Source organism: Stenotrophomonas chelatiphaga, from assembly GCF_001431535.1.
Lineage (GTDB): Bacteria > Pseudomonadota > Gammaproteobacteria > Xanthomonadales > Xanthomonadaceae > Stenotrophomonas > Stenotrophomonas chelatiphaga.
Map to the genome: position 1 here is coordinate 1 of NZ_LDJK01000043.1, position 26,734 is coordinate 26,734.

The window sequence follows — 26,734 nt, forward strand, 5'->3', positions numbered from 1 at the left end:
TGTGCAGGACCGTCTTTTCGCAGGGATGCGAAAAGCGAGCCCCCATGGACGGGTTCACGGCGTGTCCTGCACAGCCACCCCGCCCCACCTACCCCACAGCCCTGCAAGCTGTTGACGTTGCCGTTGACGTTGCTCTTGCCGTTGCTTCCGCTCCAGCAAGAGCCGCAGGCTCAAACTGCCCCGTCAGGATCCCGCACCAGGTGGATGTCCGTCGGTGCCGACAGCGCGATGCCCCTGGATGCCAGTTCCTGCAGCAGGCTGAAGAACAGGTCGCTGCGCGCGCCGTAGACCTGCCGCGGGCTGGAGACGTAGGCGAAGCTGTTGATCGCCACCTGGCCGCCGGCGATCGAATCGATGAACACCGAGGGCGCCGGGTCGGACAGCACGCTGGAATGCGCCGTGTAGGCATCCAGCAGCACCTGCTTCACCGCCGCCACGTCCGCGTTCAACGGCAGCGTGAACTGGATCTGGATCCGGCCCTGTGCACTGCCCATGGTCATGTTGCGCACGGTCTTGGTGATCAGCTCCGAATTCGGCACGATCAACGTCGACTTGTCCCCGACCGTGATCTCCGTGGAGCGCACGTTGATGCGGCGGATATCGCCTTCCTGGTCACCGATCTTCACCCAGTCACCGATCTTCACCGGCCGCTCGGCCAGCAGGATCAGGCCGGAGACGAAGTTCTGGGTGATCGCCTGCAGGCCGAAACCAATGCCCACCGACAGCGCGCTGACCACCAGCGCCAGCTGGCCGAAGCCGATGCCCAGGGCGGTCAGCGACCACAACACGGCAAGGATGATGCCCAGGTAACGCGCCACGGTACTGATCGAGTTCTGTGCGCCCGAATCGAGCTCGGTCTTCGGCAGGTAGGTATCCACCAGCCAACGCTGCAGGGCCTGCATCAATGCAAGGCCGGCCAGCAGGACCGCGATGGCCAGCAGAACCTTGCCCGGCTGCAGTTTGATACTGCCGATCTCGAACCCATCCGACAGCGTCTGCATGCTGCTCAACACCGACCCGACATTGCCGAACGGAGCGGTGAAGATGAGCAGTGCCATCAGCACCAGCGCGATGCGGCTGAAGGCCGACAGCAGCACGCCGGCCTGTTCCACCTGCGCCGCGCTCAGGCCGGTGGTCAGTACCACGGTGCGGCCGATGCGGCTGTCCGGATGCAGCATCCAGGTGCACAGGTCGTCGGCGAACTTGAGCAGCAGGCTGGTGGTCAGCGCGACGATGCCGCCCCAGACCAGCTGCGAAGTCACGAACTTGGCGAAATTGAGGTAACCGAACAGCGAGGCGATGATCGCCGCGGCCACCACCACGTTGCCCGCCACCCGGGTCAGCACGATCCAGCCACTGCGCTGGGCCGGCCCACGCGCGCGCGAATCGGCGGCCTGCGCTTCAGCGCGCTCGGCCGCTTCGGCGGTCTGCCGCCGGTGCAGGCGGGACAGCGTCACCAGCATCGCCATGATCAGACACAGGTAGATCAGGGCGATCACCCCGTCCAGCGCGATGGTGTTGATCTCGCTGGTACGTGCCGCACGATCCACCGCCGCCAGCATGATGCTGATCCAGCTCACCGCAGCGGCGCTCCACGCGTACTTGCGCAGGTTGCGCGCTGCGGTGTCATCCAGGTCCAGCAGGCGCCACGACGGGCGTTTTGGCGCCAGCAGGCAGGCGCTCAGCGCGACGATGAACGCAGAAAAGCAGGTGGCGCCCACAAAGTAGTTGGAGAGCGTCTGCAGGCGCGGCGGAATGGCGCCTACCGCATCCAAGGACGCGATCAACGCCCAGGCCGCCAGCCCCGGCATCGCCGTGCCCACCAGCAGCAGCCAGACCGCAAGGCCGGTCCGGCGCAGGCGGCCCTGCGGCGCGTTTTCGGCGGCCGCATAACGCCGTCCCAGCGCGCGCAGCCACAGCCGCACGGGGAAGAACAGCAGCAGCGCCACCCCAAGACCCAGCAGCGGCAGGGCCCAGCCCTCGCGCTTCAACGCATCGCGTACCGCGTTGGTGCCCAGCCGGTACAGCGCCAGCACCCGCGTGGTATCGGCCGGCGCGGTCGCGGCGACCTGGCTCCACAAGGCCGGCGACAGCGGCGAAGCCACCTTGCGGCCGAGCTCTTCGCTGAACTGGCTGGCGCGCAGTTTTTCGATGTCAGCGGCCAGCTGGTTGGCGTTGACGACCGCCAGCTCGGCACGTTTGATCGTGCCGTCCAGCTTGTTGCGCTGCCGGGTCAGGCTGGCCCGCTGCACGGCGATCTCGCGGGCCTCGGTGCTGCCCTCGGCTACCTCACCCAGCGGTGCCAGCTGCTCGTTGAGCTGGTCCAGCTGGGGCTGCAGCGCCTTGGCGGCGGCGTCCGCATCATCCTTGGCCGCCTTCGCGCGCTCGCTCAGGGTGGCCAGCGTATCGGGCGTTTCGGCGTCCTCAAGCGAGGCCCGCGCGGACTTCAGCGTGGCCTCGGCCCGGCTTACCTGGGCCTCAGGGGTCAGCTCGGCCGGGGCCTGCGCCAGCACCGGAGTGCAGGCCAGGAGCAGGAACATCAGCAGGCCGACGACGGCACCGCGCTTGGAGATCAGGCTGGAAAGAGACAAAACGCGTTACCGGCATGCGCGGACCACCGCGCCTGCGCGGACTATACGACGTGTCGCGTGGGGATCGGATCAGTACTTCAGGCGCAGCTCCTCCACCTGCGGCTGCTGGGCGGCGTACCACTCCTGGAACTCTTCCTCGGGGATCTCTTCCGGGGCATACACCACGATCGGGTCCCAGGCGTGGTCGGTGGACAGCGGCTGGCGGGGGCCGGCACGCAGCGTGTAGGCCACGCCCTCATGGTCGACCACCTCCTCGACCTGCTCCCATCGGGCACGCGCGAAGCTGGATTCGGATTTCAACAGGATCACCTGGTACATCGGCATCACTCCTTGGCACTGTTCATCAGCATGGACCCGCATGGCAGCCCGATAAACCCACGGGCCGCTACGTAGTGTTGCGCTTACGCCATGGCAAGGCGGCTTCACCTTGCCATGGCGGCGGGCGCGGCAAGGTGGCCTACCGCCTCCGGGACGAGAGCCCCATGACCACCCCCAACGACCTCAAGACCGTCCCCGACCTCAAGCTGCCGCGCTACCTTGGCACCTGGTACGAGATCGCCCGCCTTCCGATGCGCCACGAACCCGAAGCCTGCACCGATGTATCGGCGAACTACAGCCTGCAGGACAACGGCAACATCCGCGTGCACAACCGCTGCCGGATGGAAGGCGAGATCGAAGAAGCCATCGGCGAGGCCAGCGTCGTGGACAACGACAGCGCGCGACTCGCGGTCAGCTTCCTGCCCAAGGGCCTGCGCTGGTTGCCGTTCACCAAGGGCGACTACTGGGTGATCCAGATCGCCCCCGATTACAGCGTGTCGCTGGTCGGCAGCCCGGACCGCGATTATCTCTGGCTGTTGTCACGTACGCCGCACCTGGACAAGACCGTTCGCGATCATTATCTGGCGACCGCGCGCCAGCAGGGCTTCGATCTGTCCAAACTGATCGATACCCCCCACACCGGCAAGCCGACGGCCTGAGTCCATGGACCTGAAGAGCGGGTATCCGTACTGGTCCATCCGCAATGGACTGATCCAGGCTTTCCCGCCGCTTGAAGCCGACCTGCACTGCGATGTGCTGGTCGTCGGCGGCGGCATCACCGGCGCCCTGATCGCCGATGAGCTGTCCGCACACGGCCACGAAGTGGCGTTGATCGAGCAGCGCGACATCGGCTGGGGCAGCACGGCGGCAAGCACCGCGCTGCTGCAGTATGAGATCGACACCCACCTGATCGACCTGGCCCGCCAGTACGGCGAAGACGATGCGGTCCTGGCCTACCACGCCTGTGCGCAGGCGCTGCCACAGCTGCGCGAGGTCACCGCCGGCCTGCGCGGGGTGGATTTCAAGCAGATGGACAGCGTGTACCTGGCCAGCAAGCCGCGCCATGTGCCGGTACTGCGCGAAGAAGGCGCGGCACGCCGCAAGCATGGGCTGGACGCACGCTGGCTGGACCGCGGTGCCCTGCGCGAACGCATGGGGATGGACGGCGACGCTGCGCTGTTGACCCGCCAGGCCGCACGCGTAGATCCCTACTGCCTCACTTACCGGCTGTTGGAGCGGGTCAAGCGGCGTGGCGGCCACGTGCACGATCGCACCGTGCTGCATGCGCTTGAACCCACCGCGCGCGGGGTCACCGCACGCACCGAAGACGGTATCCAGATCCGCGCCAAGCACGTGGTGCTGGCCCAGGGCTACGCCAACCAGCAGTGGCTGGACAAGCGCGTGGCGCGCAACCGCAGCAGCTATGCGCTGATCACCGATCCGCTGCACGCCGACGAACTTGGCGCACTGGCCACGACGATGGTCTGGGAAAGCGCGCGCCCTTACCTGTACCTGCGCAGCACCGGCGATGGCCGGCTGCTGCTGGGCGGGCTGGACGATGCGGTGGATGTCCCGGCACGCCGCGACCGCCGCGTCGATGGCAAATCGAAGAAGCTCATGAAGGGACTGAAGCACTGGTTCCCGGCGCTGGACCCGATCCCGGCGTTTGCCTGGGCCGGGACCTTCGCCGAAACCGCCGATGGCCTGCCGTTCTTCGGCGCGCATGCACAGTGGGGACCGCGGGTGCAGTTCGCGATGGCCTACGGGGGCAACGGCATCACCTATTCGATGATCGGCGCCGGCCTGGTGCGCGCCAACATCGAACGCCGACGCCATCCGCTGCAGGCGCTGTTCGGTTTCGAGCGGCTGGAGCGCTGATCGCCGATGCACGCCCCGGCGAGGTCCGACGATGCCGGCAGCGCCGAGCCATGCTCGGCGAGCGCAGCGGTGCCAGCAGAAGCGTGACGGCCAGCGGCCGTCACTACCGTCGACGCGTCACGACAGGCATCATTCAAGCAGCAGCTGCTAGCGTCGCCATGAGGGCCCGCGTGCCCTGCCCCGTCCGCTGCTGGAGCGTCGTGCCATGATCCGCCCCCTGATCCTGCTGTGCCTGGCCTGCGCCCCCTCGGTCGCGTTGGCGCAGAGCGCTGCAGGCGCCACCGGCCCGCAGTCGTCCACCGGCCTGAACCTGGCCGTGCCCAGCGAACCGCTGCGCTATCTCAACGATCCCAGCTTCCAGCAGGATGCCCCGGGCACCTACTACGGCGACAAGAGCGGCCCGCGCGCACGCGCCGGCAGCGATAACGGCATCGCCGAGGTCACCGATGACAAGCTGCGCGTCTCCGGCAGCGTCAGCACCGGCATCGGCTATTCCGAAGGCTACGGCAACAGCCACTACAACGCGGCCACGTTGAACCTGAGCAAGAACTACACCACCGATGAAGGCAAGACCCGCGGGGTCAACGTCAACATCCACGTCAGCGAAGGCAAGGGGCCGGGCTTCTTTGGCCCCTGGGACGGCCCGTATGGCGGCGGATTCGGTGGGAGCTACGGCCCAGGCCCCGGCTACTGGGGCCGCCCGCCGCCGTTCGGCTGGTAAGAAGCCGCGCCCGGCGGCGCAACGACCGGCCTGTCCACATCCGGATGCGCCCCTGCGCTCGCCGAGCACGGCTCGGCGCGACCGCTCAGGGGTTCATGGCGCGGGGATCAATCCAGCCAGCCGTCGCGCTCGCTGTCCAGGATGCGGCCATCGTGCCCGCTCAGGCGCACGTCAACCTTCTGGTTACGCGCGTTGCGTGCTTCCAGCTGCCACGTCGCACCGTCGCGTTCCACCGAATGGATGTCCTTCAGGCCCTGCTCCTTGGCCTTGGCCAGCAGCTGGTCGATGGTCAGCTGGGTGCGGCCATCGAACTCGTCGAAGATCTCGCCGGTCTTCGGGTCGACATAGACCTCGCGGAAGCGGCCATCGTCGCGGGTCACGTCGGCTTCCCACAGCCCGTCGTCCTTCTCGATCTCATGGATGCGGCTGTAACCGGCGTCGCGCAGCTTCTGTTCCACCTGGGCCAGGCCCAGCGGTGCGGCATGGGCGGTGACGGCCACGGTGGTACCCAGCAGGGCGGCAACGGTGGCGCCAGCGATCAGGGACAGCTTGTTCATGGTGTTCTCCGGAATGGTGGACCCCAGCGGGCCCGGCCAACACAGTCTGCCCAGCGCACCTAACAGCCACTTAGCCCGGGCTGTTAGCCAACGGTTAGTCCGCTGCGCTATTGATAGGCGCATGTATCCGTTGAAGACCCTCGCCGTGATCGTGCTCGCGCTGCTGCCCCCCCTGCCGGTGGCGGCGGGCGACGACCATGCCCAGCAGACCGCGCGGCGTGCGGTGGAACAGGGCCGTTACGTGCCGCTGGAAGCGGTGGTGCGCGATGCCATGCGCCGCCATCCCGGCAAGCTGCTGGAAGTGGAACTGGACGATGCCGTGTACGAAGTCGAGATCCTGCGCGCCGACGGCGTGGTGGTGGAGCTGGACTATGATGCGCGCAACGGCAAGCTGCTGAAGACCGAACTGGACGACTGATGCGGATCCTGCTGGCCGAAGATGACCACGACCTGGCGCAGCGCCTGCAGCCCCTGCTGGAGCAGGCGGGTTTCGTGGTGGATGCATTCGCCGATGGCCGTGCGGCCGAAGAACATGGCCAGGTGGAAGACCTGCAGGCCGCCATCGTCGATCTGGGCCTGCCGGGCCTGGACGGGCTGAGCATCATCGAACGCTGGCGCGCCAATGGCCGCACCTTCCCGGTGCTGGTGCTGACCGCACGCGGACGCTGGCACGACAAACTGGCCGGTTTCGATGCCGGCGCCGACGACTACCTGACCAAGCCCTTCCAGCCCGATGAACTGGTACTGCGCCTGCGTGCGCTGATACGCCGCAGCACCGGCCATGCCAGTCCGCGCCTGCAGTGCGGACCGCTGCAGCTGGATGTCAACGCGGGCCGTTTCAGCCTGCACGGCAGCGAACTGGCGCTGAGCCCGCAGGAGTTCCGCCTGCTCGGCTACTTCATCCATCACGTGGATACGGTGATCGGCCGCGAGCGGCTGGGCGAGCACGTGTTCGACAGCGGCTTCGACCCGGACTCCAATGCATTGGACGTGCTGCTCGGACGGGTGCGGCGCAAGCTGGACATCGACCTGATCCAGACCGTGCGCGGCCAGGGCTGGCGGCTGACGGCGCCGGCATGAGGGCATCACGATGAAGCGCGCCTCGCTGCGCAACCGGCTGCTGCTGGCGGGCGGGCTGGGCCTGCTGCTGGTCACGGCGCTGGCCACCGCGCTGCTTGGCCACCTGTTCGAACGCGCCGCGCGTGACAGCCTGGATGCGGCGCTGGAACAGGACCTGCTGACCGTGCTGGCGCAGGCCGAAGTAAACCCGGATGGGCGCGTGGTGCTGCGCCAGGAACCCAACGAAGCCCGCTTCCAGCGGGTGTTCTCCGGTGCTTACTGGCAGGTCGGCGCGGCCGACGGCACGCCGCTGCTGCAGTCGCGCTCGTTGTGGGATGAAAGCCTCGCCGCACCGGCGGCCAGCAGCGCCGGCATCGCCGCTGACATCATCGGGCCGCTGCAGCAGCCGCTGCGGGTGCTGGCGCGCGAGGTGCGCCTGCCCCGCGCGCAGGCGCCGCTGGAGGTTCTGGTGGCGCTTGATCGCAGCGACCTGCAGGCCCAGGTGGCGCAGTTCCGTCAGCGCAGCGCGTTGGCCCTGGCGGTGCTGGTCGCGGTCTGGCTGGCGGTGCTGGCCAGCCAGATCCACTTCGGCCTGCGTCCGTTGCGGCGGTTGGGCCAGCAGGTGGAGGGCGTGCGCCGCGGCGAAGTCCAGCGGGTGGATACACGCGGCCTGAGCGCGGAGATCGCGCCGCTGGCTGAAGAACTCAACGCCCTGCTCGACCACCACCAGCGCATGGTGGCGCGCGCGCGCACCAGCGCACAGGACCTGGCGCACGCGCTGAAGACACCGCTGAGCGTGCTGGCAGCTGAAGCCGAACATCCGGGGGGCGACTGGCAGCAGACCGTGCGCGCACAGGGCGCGCACATGCAGGCCAGCATCGAGCGCTACCTCGCGGCAGGGCTGGCGGTCGATCATCGGCAGCGCGCGGACGTGGCACCGGTGGTGCAGTCGATGTGCCGCCTGATGGGCCGCGTACATCAAGGGCGCGGCGTGCACTTCAGCAGCGATGCCATCGACCCGGCGCTGCGCTTTGCCGGCGATGCCGCCGATCTGGAAGAAATGCTCGGCAACCTGCTGGACAACGCCGGCAAGTGGGCCACGCAGCAGGTGCAGGTGGGCGCTTGGATGGACGCGCAACGGCTGCGCATCGAGGTGCGCGACGATGGCCCGGGGCTGCAGGAATCCCAGCTGCAGACCGTGCTGCAACGGGGCGTGCGGCTGGACCAGCGCGAAGGCAGCAGCGGGCTCGGCCTGGCGATCGTCGGCGACATCGCCGCCAGCCACGGCGGCGAGCTGAAGCTGGAAAACGCCCAGCCCGGGCTGCGCGCCACGCTGTGGCTGCCGGCGGGGTGAACCGCCGGTAGTGACGGCCGCTGGCCGCAGGTAGTGACGGCCGCTGGCCGTCAATCAGTGACCACCCAATGACGGCCACCGGCCGTCACCACCGGGTGCCCCGCTTACATCAGCGGTTCGTCGGACAGGTACGTGTAACCGGTCAAACCGGCTTCCAGTGCGTCGGACAGTTCCTGCGCACGGTCAGCCGTAAGACCTGCCGCGGCCACGCGCTCGGCATAGGTCGCGCGCAGTTCGGCCAGGCTGTAGCCCACGTAGTCCAGCATCACATCGGTGGTGTCACCGCGGCGCTGCTGGGTGATCGCATAGCCCCCCGCGCCGGCACGCACTTCCACCGCATCGGTATCGCCGAACAGGTTGTGGATGTCGCCCAGGATCTCCTGGTACGCACCGACCATGAAGAACCCGATCCGGTAGCTTTCACCGGAACGCAGCGCATGCAGCGGCAGCGAACTGTCCAGGCTCTCGTTGCCGACATAGGTCTCCACCATGCCGTCCGAATCGCAGGTCATGTCGGCGATGATGCCGCGACGGTCCGGCTGCTCGTCCAGGCGCTCGATCGGCACGATCGGGAACACCTGGTCGATCGCCCACACGTCCGGGATCGATTCGAACACGCTGAAGTTGACGAAGTACTTGTCCACCAGCCGCTCGTTGAGCTCATCCAGCACCGGCCGATGGCTCTTCTCGTCGAAGCTCAGGCGTGCACGCACCGCATGGGCGATGGCGTAGAACAGGTCGTCAATGCGCGCCCGCTGCGGCAGGTCGATCTGGCCCAGCGCATAGCTGGACAGGCCTTCGGCATGGAAATGCTGCGCTTCCTGGAACAGCTCGATCGCCGGGCGCTGGCCCAGTTCGGAATGGATCTCGCGCAGGTGGCGGATCGATGCCGGCTCGTCGTCATGCTGGTCCGGCACGCGGCCTTCCATCGCCTGTTCCACTTCGGACACGTTGGCGATCAGCACCGCATGGTGGGCGGTCATCGCGCGGCCACACTCGGTGACGATGCGCGGCGGCTTCAGGCCATGTTCCTTGCAGGCATCGGCCAGCGGCTGCACGATGCTGCTGGCATAGGAGTTCAGCCCGTAATTGATCGAGCAGAAGCTGCGCGAACGGGTGCCTTCGTAGTCCACGCCCAGGCCACCGCCCACGTCGACGTGGGTGATCTTCGCGCCAAGCTGCGACATCTCCACGTAGTAGCGGGTGGCTTCGCGCATGCCGTTGGCGATGTCGCGCACGTTGGAAATCTGCGAGCCCATGTGGAAGTGCAGCAGGCTCAGGCAGTCGGCGTATTCGGTGTCACGCAGCGACTTCCACAGGTCCAGCAGCTGGCGCGGGGAAAGGCCGAACTTGGCCTTGTCGCCGCCGCTGTTCTGCCACTTGCCCGCACCCAGCGAGGCCAGCCGCATGCGCACGCCCAGGCCCGGCTTCACGTCCAGCGCCTTGGATTCTTCCAGCACCAGCTTCAGCTCGGACGGCTTCTCGATGACGATGTAGGTCTGCAGGCCCAGTTTGCGGCCGATCAGCGCCAGCCGGATGTACTCACGGTCCTTGTAGCCGTTGCAGACGATCAGCCCGCCCGGGCGCGAAAGCGCCAGTACGGCCATCAGTTCCGGCTTGCTGCCCGCTTCCAGGCCGAAGCCTTCGCCGTGGTGGCTGGCCAGGGTACCGGCAACGCCGCGGTGCTGGTTGACCTTGATCGGGTACACCGCGGTGTAGCCGCCCGGGTACTCCCAGTCGGCCTGGGCCTGCGCGAAGGCGGCCTGCAGCTTGCCCAGGCGCTGGCCCAGGATGTCCGGGAAGCGCACCAGCAGGGGCAGCTTGGCCCCGTTGGCGCGCGCCGCATCGACCACGTCGGGCAGCGAAACCACCGGGCCATCGGCCCCGGTCGGCCTCACCACCATGTGCCCGGCCTGATCCACGTCGAAGTAACCGTCCGCCCAATGCGGGATCGAGTAGGTCTTGCGGGCTTGGTCGAGGGACCAATCGGTCATGGAAGTCGGCCTGGTTGGTAAAAAAGGGGGTGCATGATAACCCCTGATCGACGAAGGGTTCGTTATCATGCGCGCCCGCGCCCGTGGTCGCTGCCCTGGACCTGAACGGGCGTACCGCCACGCGGCCCCGCTTCCGCCAGCCCGGCGTCCCATCCTCCGAAAAGGATTGCTCCTCCATGACTGACAACAGCAACTGGTATATCGAACACTTCGAGCGCACTGGCTCGGCCATCGGCTACCGCATCACCGGCAAGCTGGACGAAGTGCAGTCGCCGTTCCAGAAGATCGAAATCTTCCAGACCACCGACTGGGGCAACCTGATGACCATCGATGGGGCCATCATGCTGACCAGCAAGGACAACTTCTTCTACCACGAGATGATCAGCCACCCGGTGCTGTTCACCCACGCCGCCCCCAAGCGCGTGGTGATCATCGGCGGCGGTGACTGCGGCACCCTGCGCGAGGTGCTCAAGCACAAGAACGTGGAGAGCGTGACCCAGTGCGATATCGACGAGCAGGTCACGGTGATGGCGCGCAAGCACTTCCCGGAACTGTGCGATTCCAACGATGACCCGCGTGCCGAACTGATGTTCGACGACGGCGTGGCCTACATGGCCAACTGCCCGGCCGGCAGCGTGGACGTGGTGATCGTCGATTCGACCGACCCGGTCGGCCCCGGCGAAGGCCTGTTCAACAAGGCGTTCTACGAGAGCTGCTTCAAGGCCCTGAAGGACGACGGCATCCTGGTGCAGCAGTCCGAATCGCCGCTGATGCAGCTGGAACTGATCAACGAGATGCGCACCGAGATGGGCAAGGCCGGCTTCGGTTCGTTCAAGACCCTGCCGTTCCCGCAGCCGTGCTACCCCACCGGCTGGTGGAGCGTGACCCTGGCGCGCAAGGGCGAGAGCGGGTTCGATTTCCGCCAGTCCGACGCGGCGGCAAAGAGCTTCGATACGCTGTACTACACCGCCGCGCTGCACACCGGCGTGCTGGTGACGCCGCCGTTCGTGCAGGCTGCGCTGAAGGGCTGACCGGCCCGACGATGATGGGCAGGGCCGAGCGACCTCGGCCCTGCCCGGCAACCATCCCGACCGCGCTTGGCGGCGAACTGCCACCATTTCTTTCGTCGTTGACCTACATGCGGCGTTTTCAACCCGGCGCAGAGTAGCTGCACACCCTGCAGCGAGCGCCGACCATGGGCAGCCCGGTTTCCGATTACGCAGCATCTCCCTCTTCGTCCGCCACGTCATGGCCGGACTTCATGGCAGCGGCCGCCCAGCAGGACTACCTGGATGCCGAATCGGGCCTGACCCGCGCCCTGCAACAGGGTTACAGCTACTGGTACGTGGATGGAAGCCTGCACGGCGAACGCCCGGAGGATTTCCCACGGGAGCGCACCGACGCCTTGCTGGAGCTGATGCAGCAGACCGGCATGCGGCCGATCTACCATGGCAACTTCAAATCTCCCCTCGGCAGCGACGTGCCCGCGCTGGCCACCGCTGCGTTGCACTATGCGTGCCGCGAAGTCGATGTCTGCAGCCGGCTGGGTGGCGCACCCTTGATCGTGCATGGCGGCGGTGTGGTGGAACCACGGCTGGTTGCCGAAGTACGCCAGGCGGGGCTGCACCAGTTGATCACCAACCTTCGCGCACTGGTGGCCTATGCCGCACCGCGCGGCGTGCAGGTCTGGTTGGAGAACCTGTGCAACTACACCCGCTTCCATCCCTTCTATTACATCTGCACCACCGCCGATGAAATCGCCACCGTGCTGGAGCAGGTCCCCGGCCTGCACCTGTTCCTCGATGTTTCCCATGCCTACGTCAACGGCGGGGACCCCGTCGCGATGTTCCGGCAATTCCACAACCGCATCATCGGCATGTCCTTCAGTGACAACCACCAGGACCGCGACGCGCATCTCCCGCTGGGCGCCGGGAGCCTGCCATTCGACGCCCTGGTCGCTGCCATCATCGAAGCAGGCTGGCGCGGCATGGTGGGGTTCGAAACGCGTGGCGGCACGCTGGCGGGCAGTGTCCAGCAGCTCAGCGGCCTGGCTGCACTCCGTGGCAACCGGGGGGACGCAGGATGAACGCATCGCCTTTCGTGCGCAGCAGTTTCCTGCAGGGCTGCCGTGACGCGCTGCCGGTCTGCCTGACCTTCATGTTCCTGTTTTCATCGATCGGCGCGTTGGCCAGCAAGGCGGGATTCTCGCTGCTCCAGGCCACGGCCATGACCCTCACCGTGCACGCTGCCCCGCTGCAGGCCTTGATCGTCCAGCAGGCAGACACGCTGGGCATTGCTGCCCTGCTGGTGGCAACGGTCGTGGTGAACTTCCGCTTCGTGATCATGGCGTCGGTGCTCGCCGAACAGTTTCAGCATGTCAGCCTGGGCCGGTCGCTGCTGTCGGCCCAGCTGTTGTCGATCTCCACCTTCACCCTCTCCAGCCGATGTGGCAGGGGGGCGGCTGACATGCATGCCTACTATCTTGGGTGCGGCGTCGCCACGCTCGGCTGCGCCATCGCGGCCACCGCCGCAGGCCACTGCGTGGGCGCTACGCCGTCGGTCGTAGTGGCTCAACTCATCGCCATCATCCTGCCGGTGCATTTCACCGCGCTGGCCTGCCACGCGCCCAATGGAAACCGGACGCTGCAGGCGACCGTTGCCGGCTTCGCGCTCACGCCGGTGATAGGCAGCCAGCTGGGAAGCCTGCATGTGCTGGTGGTGCCCTTGGGCGTCGCCGCCCTGCTGTACGCGGCAGACACCTGCCAACGCAGGGCAGCGGCATGAACGGCTGGATCCTGATCGGTACCGCCGCGGCGGCCTCCTACCTCATGCGTTCTGTCCCGTTGCTGATATTCCGTCACCTGGCGCTTGCCCCGGACAGCCCGGTGGTCCGGTTCCTCCACCACGCCGCGTCCGCCGTGATGGGCAGCGTGATCTACCTCGGCCTGTTCGGCGACTCCTCATTCCAGGCGCCCTGGACGCTGTTGCAGGCACCCGGCGCGCTGCTGAAGCTGTCAGTCGTGCTGCTGGCCGGTGGGCTGGCGCTGTGGCGGCGCAGCGTGTTCATGCCCCTGCTTGCCGGCACCGCACTGTATGCGGCCGCGCTGCTGCTGATGGGGAACTGACATGGAAGTCGCCGGTCTTTCGCTCGACGGGTGCCACCGCCTCGATGAACTGCGCGCCTGGCATGACGCCTGCCGGAAAGCGCCGGTGGCGTTTGACATGACCCGAGGCCTGCCCTCCGACGAGCAGATCGCGCTGTCGCACGCGATGCTGTCACTGCCAGGCCCCGCACCGTTTGACAGCGGGGACGGCCAGGATTGGCTCAACTATGGTGGGCAGCAGGGCATACCCCAGTTGCGCGCCCTGCTCGCCCCGTTGTTGCTCGGCGTGCCAGCCACGCAGGCCGCAGTCGGCGGCAACAGCAGCCTGGCGCTGATGCATGCGGCCGTCGGTCTGGCGTGGCGCATCGGGTTGCCTGGGCATGCGCCGTGGTCCGATGCCCACGAGGTCCGCTTCCTGTGTCCGGTGCCGGGGTACGACCGCCATTTCGCCATCTGCAGCGACCACGGCATTGCGTTGGTGCCGGTGCCGATGGGCCACGACGGACCGGACATGGAGCGGGTGGAGAAACACGTGGCGCAGGATCCACGCATCCGCGGAATGTGGTGCGTGCCACGCCACTCCAATCCGTGCGGAGCGACCTACAGCGCTGAGGTGCTGCGCCGGCTGGCGACGATGCACGCCGCCGCGCCGGACTTCACGCTGTTCTGCGACAACGCCTACGCCATCCATGACTTCGCCCCGCAGGCGTTGGCGCGGCCCGGCCTGTACGACGCCTGCGCCACCGCCGGCAATCCGGATCGCGTGCTCCTGTTTGGCTCCACGTCGAAGATGACCATCCCCGGCGCCGGTGTCGCGCTGCTGGGGGGCAGTGCGCGGATTATGGACTGGTGGCTGGCAGCGCAGCGGGCGTGCACCATCGGGCCGGACAAGGTGAACCAGGTCCGGCATCTGCGTTTCTTCGGCAACGCGGCCGGTGTTGCCCGCCACATGCAGCAGCATGGCCACCTGCTCCAGCAGCGCTTCGCGCAGGTCCAGCGGGTCTTCGCGCAACGTCTCCGCACACCATGTGACGTTCATTGGAGTCGACCGGCGGGTGGCTACTTCATCACACTCTGGCTGCCCACGGGCTGCGCCCGCCGCGTGGTGAGCCTGGCCTCACAGGCGGGCGTGCGCCTCACGCCCGCAGGAACGACCCACTGTGGCGGCACCGACCCCGAGGACCGCTGCCTGCGCATCGCTCCCTCCCGTCTTCCTGTTGCCGATGCAGCGCGGGCCGCAGAGATCATCGCCGGGTGCGTGCTGCTGGCCTGCGCAGACGCTGCGTCCGTCGCCTGCGATACCACTGCCACCGCGCCGGATGCCCACCCATGAACGCCACGTCCTTCGCCACACCAGCGCCACTTCAGTCCGTCTGGCAGGCCGCGCGCGTGAGTCGGCTGCACCGCCGAAGCAGCCGCGTGATCGTGGTCGAGCTCGCCCCTGCCAGCGACGTTCCGCTGGTCGGGTTCACTGCCGGTGCGCATGTCGACCTGGCACTTCCCGGCGCACGCACACGCAGCTATTCGCTGATGAATCCGCCGCAGCATGCGAGCTGTTACCAACTGGGCATCCTGCGGGTTGACGAAGGACGGGGCGGATCGCACTACCTGCATACGCACCTGCGCGAGGGCGATCCGCTGCCGGTGTCACTGCCGCGCAATGCGTTCGCGCTGCATGAGCAGGCCGAAAACAGCGTGCTCATCGCCGGTGGCATCGGCATTACCCCCCTGCTGTGCATGGCCCGGCATCTTGTCGCACGGCAGCGTCCGGTGCACCTGTACTACTGCGTGCGTTCGCGGCAGGACGCGGTCTTCCTCCAGGACCTCAATACACTGGGAAACGCGCTCACCTGCCTGTTCGACGACGAACGTGGAGGCCCGCCCGATCTGCTGCCACTGCTTGCGGCGCATCCGCCTGATACGCATTTCTACTGCTGTGGGCCGGGGCCGATGCTTGACGCGTTCGGGCTGGCCTGCAGGCGGCTTGGCATCACGCGCGTCCATGTGGAACGTTTCAGCGCCTCGTCGCGCCCGCCCGGCAGCCCGCCTGCCAAGGGATACGACGTGGTGCTGGCGCGCTCGCGCAGACGGCTCCATCATGATGGCGAGGGAAGCCTGCTGGACTTCCTGCTGCGCAGCGGCGTCACCATTCCCAATGGCTGCCACCAAGGCGTCTGCGGCAGCTGCGCCACGCGGGTGGTCAGCGGCGACGTCGACCATCGCGATGGCATCCTGAGCGACCACGAACGTCAGCATGCATCACTGATGCTGCCCTGTGTGTCCGGATGCCGTGGAACGCAGCTGGAGCTGGACATCTAGTCCGCCCCGGCCAGCGTCAGATCGCCCAGATGCCCGCGATCACCGCCACCACCAGGCCCCACTTGATCGCGTGGTAGGCGAACGCACTTCGCGCACGCAGTGCCTTGGCCTTCAGCCGTACCTTGTATACGCCGCCAAATGCCTTGTTCACCCCACCGGTCGGGTCGCCCGGCAGGTTCGGCGAGGCCCCACCAGCCAGCAGCGTGGACGCCACCGCCCGGTTGAACAGGCCAGGCAGGCCGAAACGCAGCGGACGGGCGATATCGCAGAACAGGATCACCCGGTCCTGTTCGGTCTCGTTGTGCGCGTGGTGGATGTAGGTCTCGTCGAACATCATCCATTCGCCATCGCGCCAGCTCTTCTTCACCCCGTCCACCTCGATGTAGCAGCGGTCATCGTTGGGCGTGCTCAGTCCCAGGTGCAGGCGCAGCGAACCGGCGAACGGATCGCGGTGCGGGCGCAGCTCGCTGCCCGGCGGAAGCTGGGCGAACATCGCCGCGCGTACGTCCGGGATCGATTCGATCAATGCCACCGTCTGCGGGCAGAACTGCCTGGCCGACGGATGCGACGGGCCGTACCAGCGCAGGTAGAAGCGCTTCCAGCCCCGGCGGAAAAACGAATTGAAGCCGGCGTCGTTGAAGCTGCTCGACGCGGCGATCTTCTGCGCATCGCGCAACGCCAGCGCCTCGTCGCGGATCACGGTCCAGTTCTGCCGCAGCGGCTCCAGTTGCGGGAACTCCTTGCCCGGATCCAGGAACGGCGTGGTTGGCACCTTGGAAAACAGGTACATGACCACGTTGATCGGGGCCATGAAGCTGGAGTGGTCCAACAACTGGCGCGACCAGCGCGCGCGGACCTTGCCGCGGTAATGGATGTACAGCACGCAGGCGATGAACAGCACGGCCAGCACGATCTTGATCATTGACGATTCCTCCGGCGGGGGCCGGACGCAGGTGGGCAGGGAACGGGCGGGCACGCAGCCGCGCCGGTCACGCACGGGACGGGGACGTGCCGACAGGGGCGGTCCGGCCAGGCGCGCGGGGAACGCGCAATGGTCGGCAGCTGGGCGGCGCCGGTCAAGCACCGCGGGGCATTGGCAGCGTGCCATAGACGACTCCCACATTGGCATTCATCTCGGGTTTGGCTGGAAGCGGCAGCCATCCACGCCTCAACTCGTTGATAAATAACGCATAACGAATAAGTGAGACGGTATTGTCCGAAATGGCATGACGCACTGTTGCACTGCCGAAGCCGTCACAATTATTTAATAGAAAACTGGCGGGTACTAAAATTAGCGCACTCGCTAATGCCCCTTCCACCGGTTCGCTTGACGCTCTGCGCCACCCACCGGGCTGTCAGAGAACGTCATGGACACCCCTGCTACTTCCCCCTCTCCGATCTGCGGCGACGATGCCGCGATGCCGCTGCTGCTCAAGCGCGGCGAACGTTTCCTGGAGCCGGACGTCTACCGCACCTGCATGGACGGACAGCCCGCCGTGGTGAAGGACTACACCCGCTATCGCGGCACCCCCCTGTCGCTGCTGGCGCGCGTGCTGGTACATCACGAAGCCCACATGCTGCAGCGCCTGAGCGGCTGGAAGCATGCCCCCGCGTTGCTGGGCACCATCGGCGGCCTGGCGCTGGGCATGGAGTTCATTCCCGGGCAGACCCTGAGCACCGCGCAGGCGGTGGGCACCGAAGTGTTCGAACAGCTGCAGCAGGCACTGGACCGGCTGCATGCCGCCGGCATCACCCACAACGACCTGCACGGCACCAACGTGGTGGTCAGTGGGGGCGTGCCGGTGCTGCTGGACTTCACCTCGGCCTGGCGCACGCCGCGCTGGCTGCGGCGCAATCCGATCACCCGCCAGCTGAGCCGCAGCGACCTGAAGAACCTGGTGAAGATGCGCCAGCGCCTGACCGGGCAGCGACCGAGTGCCGCGCTGGCCGCACGCGTGGCCGACCCCGGCTGGGTGGCCGCCATCCGCCAGGGCTGGAAACGTTTCTACGCGTGGGCAAAGCAGGTCAGGTAGTGACGACCGTTGGTCGTCACGCCGTCGCCCTGGCTTCTGGTGGGTGACGACCGTTGGTCGTCACGCCGTCGCCCCTGCCGCTGCGCTCGCCGAGCACGGCTCGGCGCTACCGCTCCGGCCCGGTAGGGACGGCCGCCGGCCGTCATGCCGTTGCCCTCGCTTCTGGTGGGTGACGACCGTTGGTCGTCACGCCGTCGCCCCTGGCTTCTAGTGGGTGACGACCGTTGGTCGTCACGCCCCTGCCGCTGCACGCGCCGAGCACGCCCCGGCGCTACCGCTCAGCCGGCCTTACAGGGCATCTGCATCCAGTTCGCCGGTACGGATGCGCACCACGCTGCCCAGTTCGTACACGAATACCTTGCCGTCGCCGATCTTGCCGGTGCCGGCCGCCTTGATGATCGATTCGACCACGCTCTCAACCTGATCGTCGGTCACTGCGACTTCCAGCTTCACCTTGGGCAGGAAGTCCACCACGTATTCGGCGCCACGGTACAGCTCGGTATGGCCTTTCTGCCGCCCGAAGCCTTTCACCTCGGTCACCGTGATCCCGGTGACCCCGCGCTCGGCCAGCGCTTCGCGCACGTCATCGAGCTTGAACGGCTTGATCACCGCCATGACCATCTTCATCGTGCATCCTCCTGTACTCGGCCGCGAGGATAGCGCCTGTGCGCCTGCAGTGGCGAGAGTATCCTTGGCATCCCTCATTCGTAATGCACGTGGCGCCGGCTTGCCGTGGCGGCCACGCGGCCGTCACAGGAGCCCCCATGATCGACCTCAACCAGCTGGATGACCTCGCCCGCCGCCTCAGCGACCTGGTGCCGCCGGGCCTGCGCCAATCGCGCGAAGAGCTGCAGTCCACCTTCAAGAGTGCCCTGCAGGCCGGCCTGTCCAAACTGGACCTGGTCACCCGCGAGGAATTCGACGTACAGCGCGCCGTGCTGCTGCGCACGCGCGAGAAGCTTGATGCACTCGAACAGGTCGTCGCCGCGATGGAAAAGCCGCAGCCGCCCGCTGAATGACAGAGCGCGGTGGGTGGGCACCGCCCCGGTGGGTGAGCACCGGTGGGTGACGACCGTTGGTCGTCACGCTTCACCACCCGGCAGGTGACGACCAGCGGTCGCCACCTGCCGGATGACTGCCAGAACCTCAGCGCATCGCCACCGCGGCGCGCTGCTGCTCTTCCTGGCCCTGCTGCACCTGGGCGCTCAAGCGCTCGCCCAGCAGCGTGGCACTGGTCTGCTCGGCGGCAGGCGCCGGCTGGCTCATGTCCACCATCGCGCGGAAGCCCGGCGTGGTGCCCATCACGAACGCCTTGCCATCCTGCACCGCGACGCCCTGCAGCTTGTCCGGGCTGTCGATGCCCGCCTGCTTGGCCATGTGGGTGATGTGCGCAGCCATGTCGTTGGACACCACGGAAGGCAGCTGCCCGCGGATCGCCGCATGCAACGGGGTATCCGCATGTCCGGCTTCGCCCAGCTGCGGTGCACGCACCGGGGCCTCATGCGAATGCCCGTGCGCAGCCTGCCGGCCCTCGCCCAACCGGCCCAGCGTCTGTGGGCCGGCGATGCCGTCGGCCTTCAGCCCATTGGCCTGCTGGTAGGTGGTCACCGCCTCGCGGGTGTGGTCACCGAAGCGGCCGTCTTCGGCCAGGCGATTGCCATTGGCATCGCGCACACCCTGGCGATTCAGTTCCTGCTGCAGCTTGGCCACATCCTCGTTGCGTGCACCGTGGCGCAGCACCGACGACGCGTCATCTGCACGGCCCTGCACCGGCGCCGTCGCACCCTCCTGCACCCGGCGCTGGTCCCAGAACGCTTCGGGACTCTGCAGCTTCCCGGCCGGATCGCGCAGCTGGTAATGCACGTGCTGGGCGTACTGGTCGGCCCCGTTCGGGCCGCGTCCGCCCATGGTGCCGATCGGCTGGCCGGCCTGGATCTGCTGCCCTTCCTTCACCTGCACGTCCTTCATGTGCAGGATCTCGTGCGAATTGCCCTGCGCATCGAGGATCTTGACCGTGCCGTAGCTGCCACCGGCGAAGGTGACCTTGCCCGAAATCGGCGCATTGATGGTCGGATGTTGCCGGTTGATCCCGGTCTGACCGCCGACATAGTTGAAGTCGGTACCGCCGTGGTCCTTGGCACCGCGCTCTTCACCATAATGCCCGGTGATGTGCGGCTTGACCCCGTTCTGCGGCGGCAACATCACCTGCATGGTGTGCTGGAACGAACCCGACTGCTGCTGCGCGGCGGCCGCCTGTACGGCGGCAACGCCTGCTCCCGCGCCACCGGCCACCGCTGCTGCCGCACCGAGGGTCTGCGTCGGCGACGCCTGGCTTTGAGCCTGCGCCTGCGTCTGGCCCTGCGACTGCGACTGCGCCAGGCGTTCGTTGACGAACTGCTCGTACTCGGCGAGGCGCGGCATCACCTTGCTTTCCGCCAGCCCCAGGCCGCCGTAATCGCGGGTCGGGCCATCGTGGTGGTACTTGTAGATGTACTCCTCGCCCTGGCCGCGACGCTGGGCCAGCTGGCGGTTGTCGATGAAGTGCCGCACCAGCGCATCGGACTGCGCTTCCACATCGAAGCGGTTGCCGTTGTTCAACTGGTAAGCGTTGCCGGTGCCATCGATGAACTGGCCCAGTCCGGAGGCGGACGTGGTGCCGGCGGCGGCATCCGGATTGAAGCCGGATTCAACGCGGGCGATGGCCAGTACATGCGCGGTTTCGCGCGGGGAAAGCCCGGCTTCGCGGGAAGATTCAATCAGCGTATCGATCACACGTGACTGTACTTCCGGCGACGCATCGCCCCAACGGCGCGATTCACCATGCAAGCGGCCATCGGTCTGATCGATAGGCTCGCGGTAATGGCTATAGGGTTTTATCTGGTCACTGCGGTATCCGGCCCCGCGGGGCTGGATCATGTTTTGGTAGATGTCAGGCATAGCGGTGCGATCCATTCTATGAAAAAGGGAATTTCCTTAAGGGGTGTTGCTCCAGGTGAAACGGTGCAGCGTGCTTCCTATCGCTTTCAGGGTTTGAAGTAGGTCACCTCCGGGTGGGTCACGCCGAGCTTGGCCAGCCACTGCTCGTACTCGTCGTTGTTGGGTTCCTGCGACGGCGCCTGTCCGTGCAGCGGCGGATTGCTGTGGGTCAGCTGCTTGCCGTCGGCGTCATACAGATAGAACCATTCGCAGAACTGGCAACCATACGGCAGCTCGCCGTACTGCACGACGAAATACGGCGTGTTGTCCTTGTCCTGCACGCAGGCCAGGCCCACGGCGGTGTAGTCGGTCATCTCGGCCGGCTTGTCCAAGGTGCGGCGCTGGCCGTCCTTTTCGATATCCAGCCGCGTCTGCGGCGGGGCGTCATTGCCCTGGTCAGGCAGCCCCGCCACGGTCAGGCGGGTTCCCTGGCATTCGATGTGCATTCCTGTGTCGTCCTGCTGGGTGGAGGGGGTCGTGGAAGCCGCTGCCGGTGTCGCCGGGGGGGCTGCGGTGGCGCCTGCAGCCGGGGGGGCCGCCGCCGCCGGTGCGGCCGGCGTGGACGGTTCCGCCGCCGGATCGCTGCAGGCAGCCAACAGCAACATCAAGGCGGGGGCGACAAACTTTGACGTCATGCGTCGTGCTCCGTGAAGCGGCAACAGGGCCTGTCAGCAGGCCCTGTCGCCATTGGGATCAGATCGATTGATCGTCCACGCTCTGCAGCTGCCAGCACGGCTTCTGCGCGAAGGTGTAGATCTGCTGGTCGCTGGTGTTCGGCGTGCGCAGGCGGACCTGCACGCTGCCGTCGGCCTGCGGGGTGATCTGCAGTTCGCGGCCCAGACGCGACAGCGTCGCCGGGTCCGGAATCACCGGCCACTCCACCTCCGCCAGCGGGACCTGCCGGGTTACCTTGGCCGGTTCGGGCTGGGCGTTGGCATCGATGGATTCGGTAACCAGCGGGTCGGCGACCGACTTCTCCTGCAGGGCGATGTCGTTGCCGAAATGCGCCAGGAAGGTGTTGAAGTCGGCATGCGGGCACTGCGTGGCGGCATCAGCCGGCGCTGCGGGTGCGGTGGTTGCCGCGGTGGTGGCCGGTGCCGGGCTAGCCGGCTCTGTTCCTGCCGGCGTTGTCGGCTGGGCGGGTTTGCACGCGGTAAGGGCCAGGCCCAGCGAGAGCGCCAGCAGCGCGAGAGAGCGTGATTGAGACAACGGATCCTCCTGATCGGTCGTTCGCGCGCCTACGGCGGCGCGCGGGTGCATGGAGCATACCGGGGGACCTGTTAAGCGATTTAGACAGTCGTGAAGGCGTGCCTTCCGTCACATTTTCACGCACGCTGAACGCGGCGCATGACGCCGCTGACGCCGCCTACCTCGCCTGCACCTGCAGGCGGATGCCCAGCACGCGCAGCACCCGCATCACGGTCGTTAAGGACGTCGGGTAATGGCCGCACAGCTGGCGGCGCAGCGTCGTGGCGGACACGCCGCCGCACTCGGCTGCCAGGGTCACCAGGCCATGGTTCTCGGCAACGGCCGCCAGCGCGTCGATGAAGGCCTTTGGATCGCCGTCGTTGTGCTGCAGGCAGGCCTGCAAGCGGTCGGCAATGGCCTGCGGCTTGGCGGCGGACGCCTGTCCCGGGCCGCTCATGGGCGCTCCAACGCGGCCTGAGCGGAAGCGATCAGCTGGCGCCCGGCCATCAACAGGCCATCCACCAGTTGCGGCGCGAGGGGAGGTTCGCTCGGGCCCGCCCTGTAAACGAGGTGATCCGCTTCCAGCACGTCCAGCACGGCCGCCAGCCCCTGCAGGCTGCGCTGGGCCGAGGCGAGGTTCTGCCGGGCGGATTCGTCCAGCGGCGGCATGCTGAGCGCCGGCCGGCTCAGGTAATGGTCCAGGGTCTTCTGCAACATCGGTGGCCTCCCATCGGGTGATGCCACCTGCGGGATTGCGAGGTGGCAGGCGATGCGGGTTGCAGTCACCGGGAAACTACGGAAAAAACCGGCGGATTCAGTGGAGAAATCCCCACACATCGCCTGCCATGGAACCGGCAGGGCCATGCAGTCTCCGCCGTGCCCACGTGGGCAAAACAGAGCCTAATCCGTATTTCGCAAAACGGGACTGCAATCCCGGCTGGCACTCTTCGGCACCAGTCGGGGTTATCGTGCGCAGGCAGGGCATTGGACGTACATCAGGAAAGTTGTAGTTTCCCGTGCGAACCGCGCCCGCAGCGACACCACCGCAGGCACAACACGACGCTGCACCGCCCACGACTCAGGAAGAGCAGACCACGATGCACGGAATCGCCATTGCAGGAATCGCCTTTGCCCTGATTGCCCTTCCCGGCATTGCGCGGGCGTCTCCCCCTGCCGCATCGGCGGACGATCAACGCGCCCTGTGGACATTCACCGAAGCGCTCGCCGCCGCACTGCCACAGGACAACGCCGATTTCTCCGATACCCTGAAAGCCGCGTCAGATCCATCGATGGGGCGGATACGGATCGGCAAAGCGCTCAGCGGCGTCAATGGCACCGTCACGGCGATGGGTCACGACCGGACCACCTATTTCACGCTCACCCTGACCGGCGCCTGCGTGCCGCTGTCTGCGTTGCACGCGCGTTATCCCACCCTGCAGGCGGCCGGGGTTCCCCTGATGGACCAGCCTGCCGGCAGCTACTCCCTTGCAACGGTGATCGGCCAGTCCCGCGTGACCTACTCGTTCGGACCGGGCAGGACGGCCTGCCTGTCGGGGATCCAGATGGGCCGTGCTTCGCGCTAGGCTGCCACTGCCGTCGCCACACGGAGCACTTCGGGTCATGCCGTGCTGGTGCGGTCAGCGCGTGTGGCGATCTGGCGCCGATACCGGACTGAAAAGACACATGAAACTCAAATCAGTCCGCACGTTCGTCTTCATGTACTACCTGAAGGCCGTACTTTTTACCGCTGCCATGTATGGCGTGCGGCTCTGGCAAATGTGTCTGGCTACGCAAGTGAGTGGGAGACTCGCATGGATCTGAATCTGGCATTCTTCGCGGTGGTTGTGTACTTGGGCGTGTACATCGTCGTAATCGATCGGGTCGCTGCGGAGGTCGATCGCGTTGACCCGTCATACCGGAAGTACACGAATGCACCTGCAGCCGGGTACTTTTCAAGATCCCTGTTTGCCGCAACGCTGCTTCTGGACCGCCACATGCCCAAGCGGCAGTACGTATTCGGCCTCCGGGCCAGGCTGCATCTCGCTCGCGCCATGCTGGTGAGCGCGCCGTTGCTGTTCCTCATTCTCTTGATGATCTAGCCGTGCTTCGCTAGGCTGCCACCGCCGCCGCCACCGCCTCGCCCAGCTGCGCCGTCGTCGCCTTGCCGCCCAGATCCGGCGTCAGCGGCCCCTGCGCCAGCACGCCTTCAATCGCCGCCATGATGGCGTCGTGCGCCTCCTCGGAACCGAGGAACTTCAGCATCAGCGCACCAGACCAGATCATCGCGATCGGGTTGGCGATGCCCTGCCCGAAGATGTCCGGTGCCGAGCCATGCACGGGCTCGAACAGCGACGGAAAATCGCGCTCCGGATTGAGGTTGGCCGACGGCGCCAGGCCGATCGTGCCGGTGCACGCCGGGCCCAGGTCGGACAGGATGTCGCCGAACAGGTTGCTCGCCACCACCACGTCGAAGCGCTGCGGCTGCAGCACGAAACGCGCGGTGAGGATGTCGATGTGCTGCTTGTCGACGGTGACCTCCGGATAGGCTGCGCCGACCGCATCCGCGCGGCCATCCCACCACGGCATGCTGATGGCGATGCCATTGCTCTTGGTTGCCACGGTCAGGTGGCGGCGCGTACGCGACTGCGCCAGTTCATAGGCGTACTTCAACACGCGGTCGGCCCCGTGACGGCTCATCACCGTTTCCTGGATGACGATCTCGCGCTCGGTGCCGGCGTACATGATGCCGCCCAGGTTGGTGTACTCGCCTTCGGTGTTTTCGCGCACCACCAGGAAATCGATATCGCCCGGCTTTCGCCCTGCCAGCGGGCACGGCACACCTTCAAACAGACGTACCGGCCGCAGGTTGATGTACTGGTCGAACTCGCGACGGAATTTCAGCAGCGAACCCCACAACGAGACGTGGTCCGGCACCGTGTCCGGCCAGCCGACCGCGCCGAAGAAGATCGCATCCATGTCCTGCAACTGCACTTTCCAGTCGTCGGGCATCATCTGCCCGTGCTGCTGGTAGTAATCGCAGCTGGCCCAGTCGATGTGGGTGAACTGCAGGTCCAGCTGGAAGCGGCGTGCGGCAGCCTCCAGCACACGCAGGCCCTCGGGCATGACCTCCTGGCCGATGCCATCGCCGGGGATGACGGCAATCTTGAACGTCTGGGTCATGGGGCGCTCGCATCAGGAGGGGAGTGTCCTCGATGCTAGGCATTCACGGATCGCATTACTATTGGCGCAACCGTGGTTTGATAGTGCCTATTTCGTGAACAACAGTCCGCCCATCGATGACCTGCGCGTGTTCGTCATCGTCGCCCGCCGCGCCAGCTTCCGTGCCGCCGCGTTGGAACTGGGTGTCTCGCCTGCGTACGTGACCAAGCGCATCGGGCTGCTGGAAGGCACGCTGGGCACGCGGTTGCTGCATCGCACGACGCGCAAGGTGAGCATCACCGAAGAAGGCGAGCGCGTGTTCGGCTGGGCGCAGCGGGTGCTGGATGACATGGACAGCCTGGTCGAGTCGGTGGCCGCCAGCCCTGCCCTGCCGCGCGGCATGTTGCGGGTCAGCAGCAGCTTCGGCTTCGGACGGCAGGTGGTCGCGCCCGCGCTGGCGCGCATGGCGTCGGCGCATCCGGCATTGGCTGTCCGGCTGGAGCTGTTCGACCACCTGATCGACATTGCCGACGAAGGCTTCGACCTGGACGTGCGGATCGGCGATGAGATCGCGCCACAGTTCGTGGCAACGCGGCTGGCGTCGAACCAGCGCGTGCTGTGCGCATCGCCGGAGTACCTGCAGCGACGTGGCACGCCACGCACGCTGGCCGACCTGGTTACCCACGACTGCGTGGTGATCCGCGAGCGCGATCACCCGTTCGGCGTGTGGCGGCTGGAAGGGAGTGCCGGGCGCGAGACGGTGAAGGTCACCGGACCCATGTCGACCAATCACGGCGAGATAGCCGTGCAGTGGGCGGTGCAAGGTTTGGGCATCGTGCTGCGCTCGACGTGGCAGGTGGATGCGATGCTGCGCGAAGGCAAGCTGGTGCGCGTCCTGCCGGACTATCGGCAGGAAGCGAACATCTGGGCGGTATATCCCGAACGGCTGCGCGCGTCGGCCAAAGTGCGCGCCTGCGTGCGCTTCCTGCAGGACGCGCTGGCCGGGTAGTGACGGCCGCTGGCCGTCACCCCGATGCCGGAATCAACTCAGCGCCACCCACCATGATGGCGGTCATTGCCACGACGGCCGTTGTTCCAATGACGGCGGTCATCGCGACGGTCGTAACGGGTGTTGCGCTCATAGCGATGGTTGCGGTCATAGCGACGATCACGATCGTAGCGATAGTTGCGGTTGTCGCGGCGATCCTTGGTGGTCACGTTGCCGATCGCACCGCCGGCCACGGCACCGCCAACGGTCATCATCGGGTCGCCATTGGACAGGACGTGACCTGCGACACCACCGACCACGGCACCGATCGCCGTGTTCTTGTCCTTGCGCGACATCGCGTCGGCGTCGCTGGCGACGGTAACGCCGGCGGTGAGTGCCAACGCCAGGGCCAGGCCACGGAATACGGAAGCGGTTGAGGTAAGCATCGTCAAATCCTCCAATAGGACAGGTGATCAGTTGCGGGGAGCGGGCGTT

The 26,734-nt window shown here is 66.7% G+C and carries 30 protein-coding genes; 17 read left to right on the forward strand and 13 right to left on the reverse strand.

Going from position 1 to position 26,734, the window contains the following annotated elements:
- Positions 1-170: 170 nt before the first annotated feature.
- Positions 171-2,540: a DUF3772 domain-containing protein gene (locus ABB28_RS09980; RefSeq protein WP_057508574.1), complete on the reverse strand. Its 2,370-nt coding sequence runs from the start codon at positions 2,538-2,540 to the stop codon at positions 171-173.
- A 120-nt stretch (positions 2,541-2,660) separates the two neighbouring features.
- Complete coding sequence (locus tag ABB28_RS09985; protein WP_057508483.1) at positions 2,661-2,909, reverse strand: hypothetical protein; 249 nt, start codon at positions 2,907-2,909, stop codon at positions 2,661-2,663.
- Between the two features lie 164 nt (positions 2,910-3,073).
- Between ABB28_RS09985 and ABB28_RS09990 the strand changes: the two genes are divergently transcribed.
- The 3 genes from ABB28_RS09990 (at position 3,074) to ABB28_RS10000 (ending at position 5,508) form a co-directional block, all read left to right on the forward strand.
- Positions 3,074-3,568 carry a lipocalin family protein gene (locus tag ABB28_RS09990; RefSeq protein WP_057508484.1) on the forward strand — a complete coding sequence of 165 codons (495 nt, stop codon included), beginning with the start codon at positions 3,074-3,076 and terminating at the stop codon, positions 3,566-3,568.
- 4 nt (positions 3,569-3,572) lie between these two features.
- Positions 3,573-4,787: an NAD(P)/FAD-dependent oxidoreductase gene (locus ABB28_RS09995; protein WP_057508485.1), complete on the forward strand. Its 1,215-nt coding sequence runs from the start codon at positions 3,573-3,575 to the stop codon at positions 4,785-4,787.
- Positions 4,788-4,992: 205 nt separating this feature from the next.
- Positions 4,993-5,508: a hypothetical protein gene (locus tag ABB28_RS10000; protein ID WP_057508486.1), complete on the forward strand. Its 516-nt coding sequence runs from the start codon at positions 4,993-4,995 to the stop codon at positions 5,506-5,508.
- 107 nt (positions 5,509-5,615) lie between these two features.
- Here ABB28_RS10000 and ABB28_RS10005 read toward each other — a convergent pair whose 3' ends face one another.
- Positions 5,616-6,065, reverse strand: a complete 450-nt coding sequence (locus tag ABB28_RS10005) for a PepSY domain-containing protein (RefSeq protein ID WP_123700191.1) — start codon at positions 6,063-6,065, stop codon at positions 5,616-5,618.
- Between the two features lie 121 nt (positions 6,066-6,186).
- On the opposite strand from ABB28_RS10005, the gene ABB28_RS10010 reads away from it, so the two are divergent.
- From ABB28_RS10010 to ABB28_RS10020, 3 genes are read left to right on the forward strand one after another with little or no spacing between them, the layout of a single operon-like run.
- Complete coding sequence (locus tag ABB28_RS10010) at positions 6,187-6,483, forward strand: PepSY domain-containing protein (RefSeq protein ID WP_083491990.1); 297 nt, start codon at positions 6,187-6,189, stop codon at positions 6,481-6,483.
- Complete coding sequence (locus ABB28_RS10015) at positions 6,483-7,145, forward strand: response regulator transcription factor (protein WP_057508487.1); 663 nt, start codon at positions 6,483-6,485, stop codon at positions 7,143-7,145. Before ABB28_RS10010 ends, ABB28_RS10015 begins: the two co-directional genes overlap by 1 nt.
- 10 nt (positions 7,146-7,155) lie before the next feature.
- Positions 7,156-8,478: a sensor histidine kinase gene (locus tag ABB28_RS10020; RefSeq protein WP_057508488.1), complete on the forward strand. Its 1,323-nt coding sequence runs from the start codon at positions 7,156-7,158 to the stop codon at positions 8,476-8,478.
- 104 nt (positions 8,479-8,582) lie between these two features.
- On the opposite strand, the gene speA is transcribed toward ABB28_RS10020, so the two are convergent.
- The gene (speA, locus tag ABB28_RS10025) at positions 8,583-10,472 is read right to left on the reverse strand and encodes an arginine decarboxylase (RefSeq protein ID WP_057508489.1); all 1,890 of its coding nucleotides are present in this window, start codon (positions 10,470-10,472) and stop codon (positions 8,583-8,585) included.
- Between the two features lie 176 nt (positions 10,473-10,648).
- Between speA and speE the strand changes: the two genes are divergently transcribed.
- The 6 genes from speE to ABB28_RS10055 all read left to right on the forward strand — a co-directional run bounded on the left by speE (position 10,649) and on the right by ABB28_RS10055 (position 15,895).
- Complete coding sequence (speE, locus tag ABB28_RS10030) at positions 10,649-11,503, forward strand: polyamine aminopropyltransferase (protein WP_057508490.1); 855 nt, start codon at positions 10,649-10,651, stop codon at positions 11,501-11,503.
- Positions 11,504-11,733: 230 nt separating this feature from the next.
- Entirely contained in the window at positions 11,734-12,558 is an 825-nt protein-coding gene (locus ABB28_RS10035; protein WP_211260381.1) for a sugar phosphate isomerase/epimerase family protein, read from the forward strand.
- The gene (locus tag ABB28_RS10040; RefSeq protein ID WP_057508492.1) at positions 12,555-13,256 is read left to right on the forward strand and encodes an AzlC family ABC transporter permease; all 702 of its coding nucleotides are present in this window, start codon (positions 12,555-12,557) and stop codon (positions 13,254-13,256) included. Before ABB28_RS10035 ends, ABB28_RS10040 begins: the two co-directional genes overlap by 4 nt.
- Complete coding sequence (locus ABB28_RS10045; RefSeq protein ID WP_057508493.1) at positions 13,253-13,597, forward strand: AzlD domain-containing protein; 345 nt, start codon at positions 13,253-13,255, stop codon at positions 13,595-13,597. Before ABB28_RS10040 ends, ABB28_RS10045 begins: the two co-directional genes overlap by 4 nt.
- 1 nt (position 13,598) lies before the next feature.
- The gene (locus ABB28_RS10050) at positions 13,599-14,909 is read left to right on the forward strand and encodes an aspartate aminotransferase type Ic (RefSeq protein ID WP_057508494.1); all 1,311 of its coding nucleotides are present in this window, start codon (positions 13,599-13,601) and stop codon (positions 14,907-14,909) included.
- The gene (locus ABB28_RS10055; RefSeq protein WP_057508495.1) at positions 14,906-15,895 is read left to right on the forward strand and encodes a PDR/VanB family oxidoreductase; all 990 of its coding nucleotides are present in this window, start codon (positions 14,906-14,908) and stop codon (positions 15,893-15,895) included. Before ABB28_RS10050 ends, ABB28_RS10055 begins: the two co-directional genes overlap by 4 nt.
- A 16-nt stretch (positions 15,896-15,911) precedes the next feature.
- On the opposite strand, the gene ABB28_RS10060 is transcribed toward ABB28_RS10055, so the two are convergent.
- Complete coding sequence (locus ABB28_RS10060) at positions 15,912-16,817, reverse strand: aspartyl/asparaginyl beta-hydroxylase domain-containing protein (protein WP_057508496.1); 906 nt, start codon at positions 16,815-16,817, stop codon at positions 15,912-15,914.
- A gap of 445 nt (positions 16,818-17,262) precedes the next feature.
- On the opposite strand from ABB28_RS10060, the gene ABB28_RS10065 reads away from it, so the two are divergent.
- Positions 17,263-17,928: an RIO1 family regulatory kinase/ATPase domain-containing protein gene (locus tag ABB28_RS10065; RefSeq protein WP_057508497.1), complete on the forward strand. Its 666-nt coding sequence runs from the start codon at positions 17,263-17,265 to the stop codon at positions 17,926-17,928.
- Positions 17,929-18,216: 288 nt separating this feature from the next.
- On the opposite strand, the gene ABB28_RS10070 is transcribed toward ABB28_RS10065, so the two are convergent.
- Positions 18,217-18,555: a P-II family nitrogen regulator gene (locus ABB28_RS10070; RefSeq protein ID WP_057508498.1), complete on the reverse strand. Its 339-nt coding sequence runs from the start codon at positions 18,553-18,555 to the stop codon at positions 18,217-18,219.
- Between the two features lie 137 nt (positions 18,556-18,692).
- Here ABB28_RS10070 and ubiK point away from each other — a divergent pair, with 137 nt between their 5' ends.
- Complete coding sequence (gene ubiK, locus ABB28_RS10075; protein ID WP_057508499.1) at positions 18,693-18,947, forward strand: ubiquinone biosynthesis accessory factor UbiK; 255 nt, start codon at positions 18,693-18,695, stop codon at positions 18,945-18,947.
- 127 nt (positions 18,948-19,074) lie between these two features.
- Here ubiK and ABB28_RS10080 read toward each other — a convergent pair whose 3' ends face one another.
- The 5 genes from ABB28_RS10080 to ABB28_RS10100 form a co-directional block, all read right to left on the reverse strand.
- Positions 19,075-20,865 (reverse strand): peptidoglycan-binding protein, encoded by a 1,791-nt coding sequence (locus ABB28_RS10080; protein ID WP_057508500.1) that lies wholly within the window; start codon positions 20,863-20,865, stop codon positions 19,075-19,077.
- A gap of 86 nt (positions 20,866-20,951) precedes the next feature.
- The gene (locus tag ABB28_RS10085) at positions 20,952-21,350 is read right to left on the reverse strand and encodes a hypothetical protein (protein ID WP_057508501.1); all 399 of its coding nucleotides are present in this window, start codon (positions 21,348-21,350) and stop codon (positions 20,952-20,954) included.
- Between the two features lie 247 nt (positions 21,351-21,597).
- The gene (locus ABB28_RS10090; RefSeq protein ID WP_057508502.1) at positions 21,598-22,113 is read right to left on the reverse strand and encodes a hypothetical protein; all 516 of its coding nucleotides are present in this window, start codon (positions 22,111-22,113) and stop codon (positions 21,598-21,600) included.
- A gap of 157 nt (positions 22,114-22,270) precedes the next feature.
- Positions 22,271-22,549: a helix-turn-helix domain-containing transcriptional regulator gene (locus ABB28_RS10095; RefSeq protein WP_057508503.1), complete on the reverse strand. Its 279-nt coding sequence runs from the start codon at positions 22,547-22,549 to the stop codon at positions 22,271-22,273.
- The gene (locus tag ABB28_RS10100) at positions 22,546-22,809 is read right to left on the reverse strand and encodes a hypothetical protein (RefSeq protein ID WP_057508504.1); all 264 of its coding nucleotides are present in this window, start codon (positions 22,807-22,809) and stop codon (positions 22,546-22,548) included. Before ABB28_RS10100 ends, ABB28_RS10095 begins: the two co-directional genes overlap by 4 nt.
- Before the next feature lie 380 nt (positions 22,810-23,189).
- Between ABB28_RS10100 and ABB28_RS10105 the strand changes: the two genes are divergently transcribed.
- Together ABB28_RS10105 and ABB28_RS10110 are read left to right on the forward strand one after the other, a co-directional pair.
- Positions 23,190-23,675 (forward strand): hypothetical protein, encoded by a 486-nt coding sequence (locus ABB28_RS10105; protein WP_057508505.1) that lies wholly within the window; start codon positions 23,190-23,192, stop codon positions 23,673-23,675.
- Positions 23,676-23,903: 228 nt separating this feature from the next.
- On the forward strand, positions 23,904-24,191 hold the full coding sequence (locus tag ABB28_RS10110) for a hypothetical protein (RefSeq protein WP_057508506.1): 288 nt from the start codon (positions 23,904-23,906) through the stop codon (positions 24,189-24,191).
- 10 nt (positions 24,192-24,201) lie between these two features.
- On the opposite strand, the gene ABB28_RS10115 is transcribed toward ABB28_RS10110, so the two are convergent.
- Positions 24,202-25,272, reverse strand: coding sequence for a tartrate dehydrogenase (locus ABB28_RS10115; protein WP_057508507.1), 1,071 nt, complete (start codon positions 25,270-25,272; stop codon positions 24,202-24,204).
- A gap of 94 nt (positions 25,273-25,366) precedes the next feature.
- Between ABB28_RS10115 and ABB28_RS10120 the strand changes: the two genes are divergently transcribed.
- Positions 25,367-26,260, forward strand: a complete 894-nt coding sequence (locus tag ABB28_RS10120) for a LysR family transcriptional regulator (RefSeq protein ID WP_211260382.1) — start codon at positions 25,367-25,369, stop codon at positions 26,258-26,260.
- A 38-nt stretch (positions 26,261-26,298) separates the two neighbouring features.
- Here the strand turns inward: ABB28_RS10120 and ABB28_RS10125 are convergent, their stop codons facing one another.
- On the reverse strand, positions 26,299-26,685 hold the full coding sequence (locus tag ABB28_RS10125) for a glycine zipper 2TM domain-containing protein (protein WP_057508509.1): 387 nt from the start codon (positions 26,683-26,685) through the stop codon (positions 26,299-26,301).
- Between the last annotated feature and the right edge of the window lie 49 nt (positions 26,686-26,734).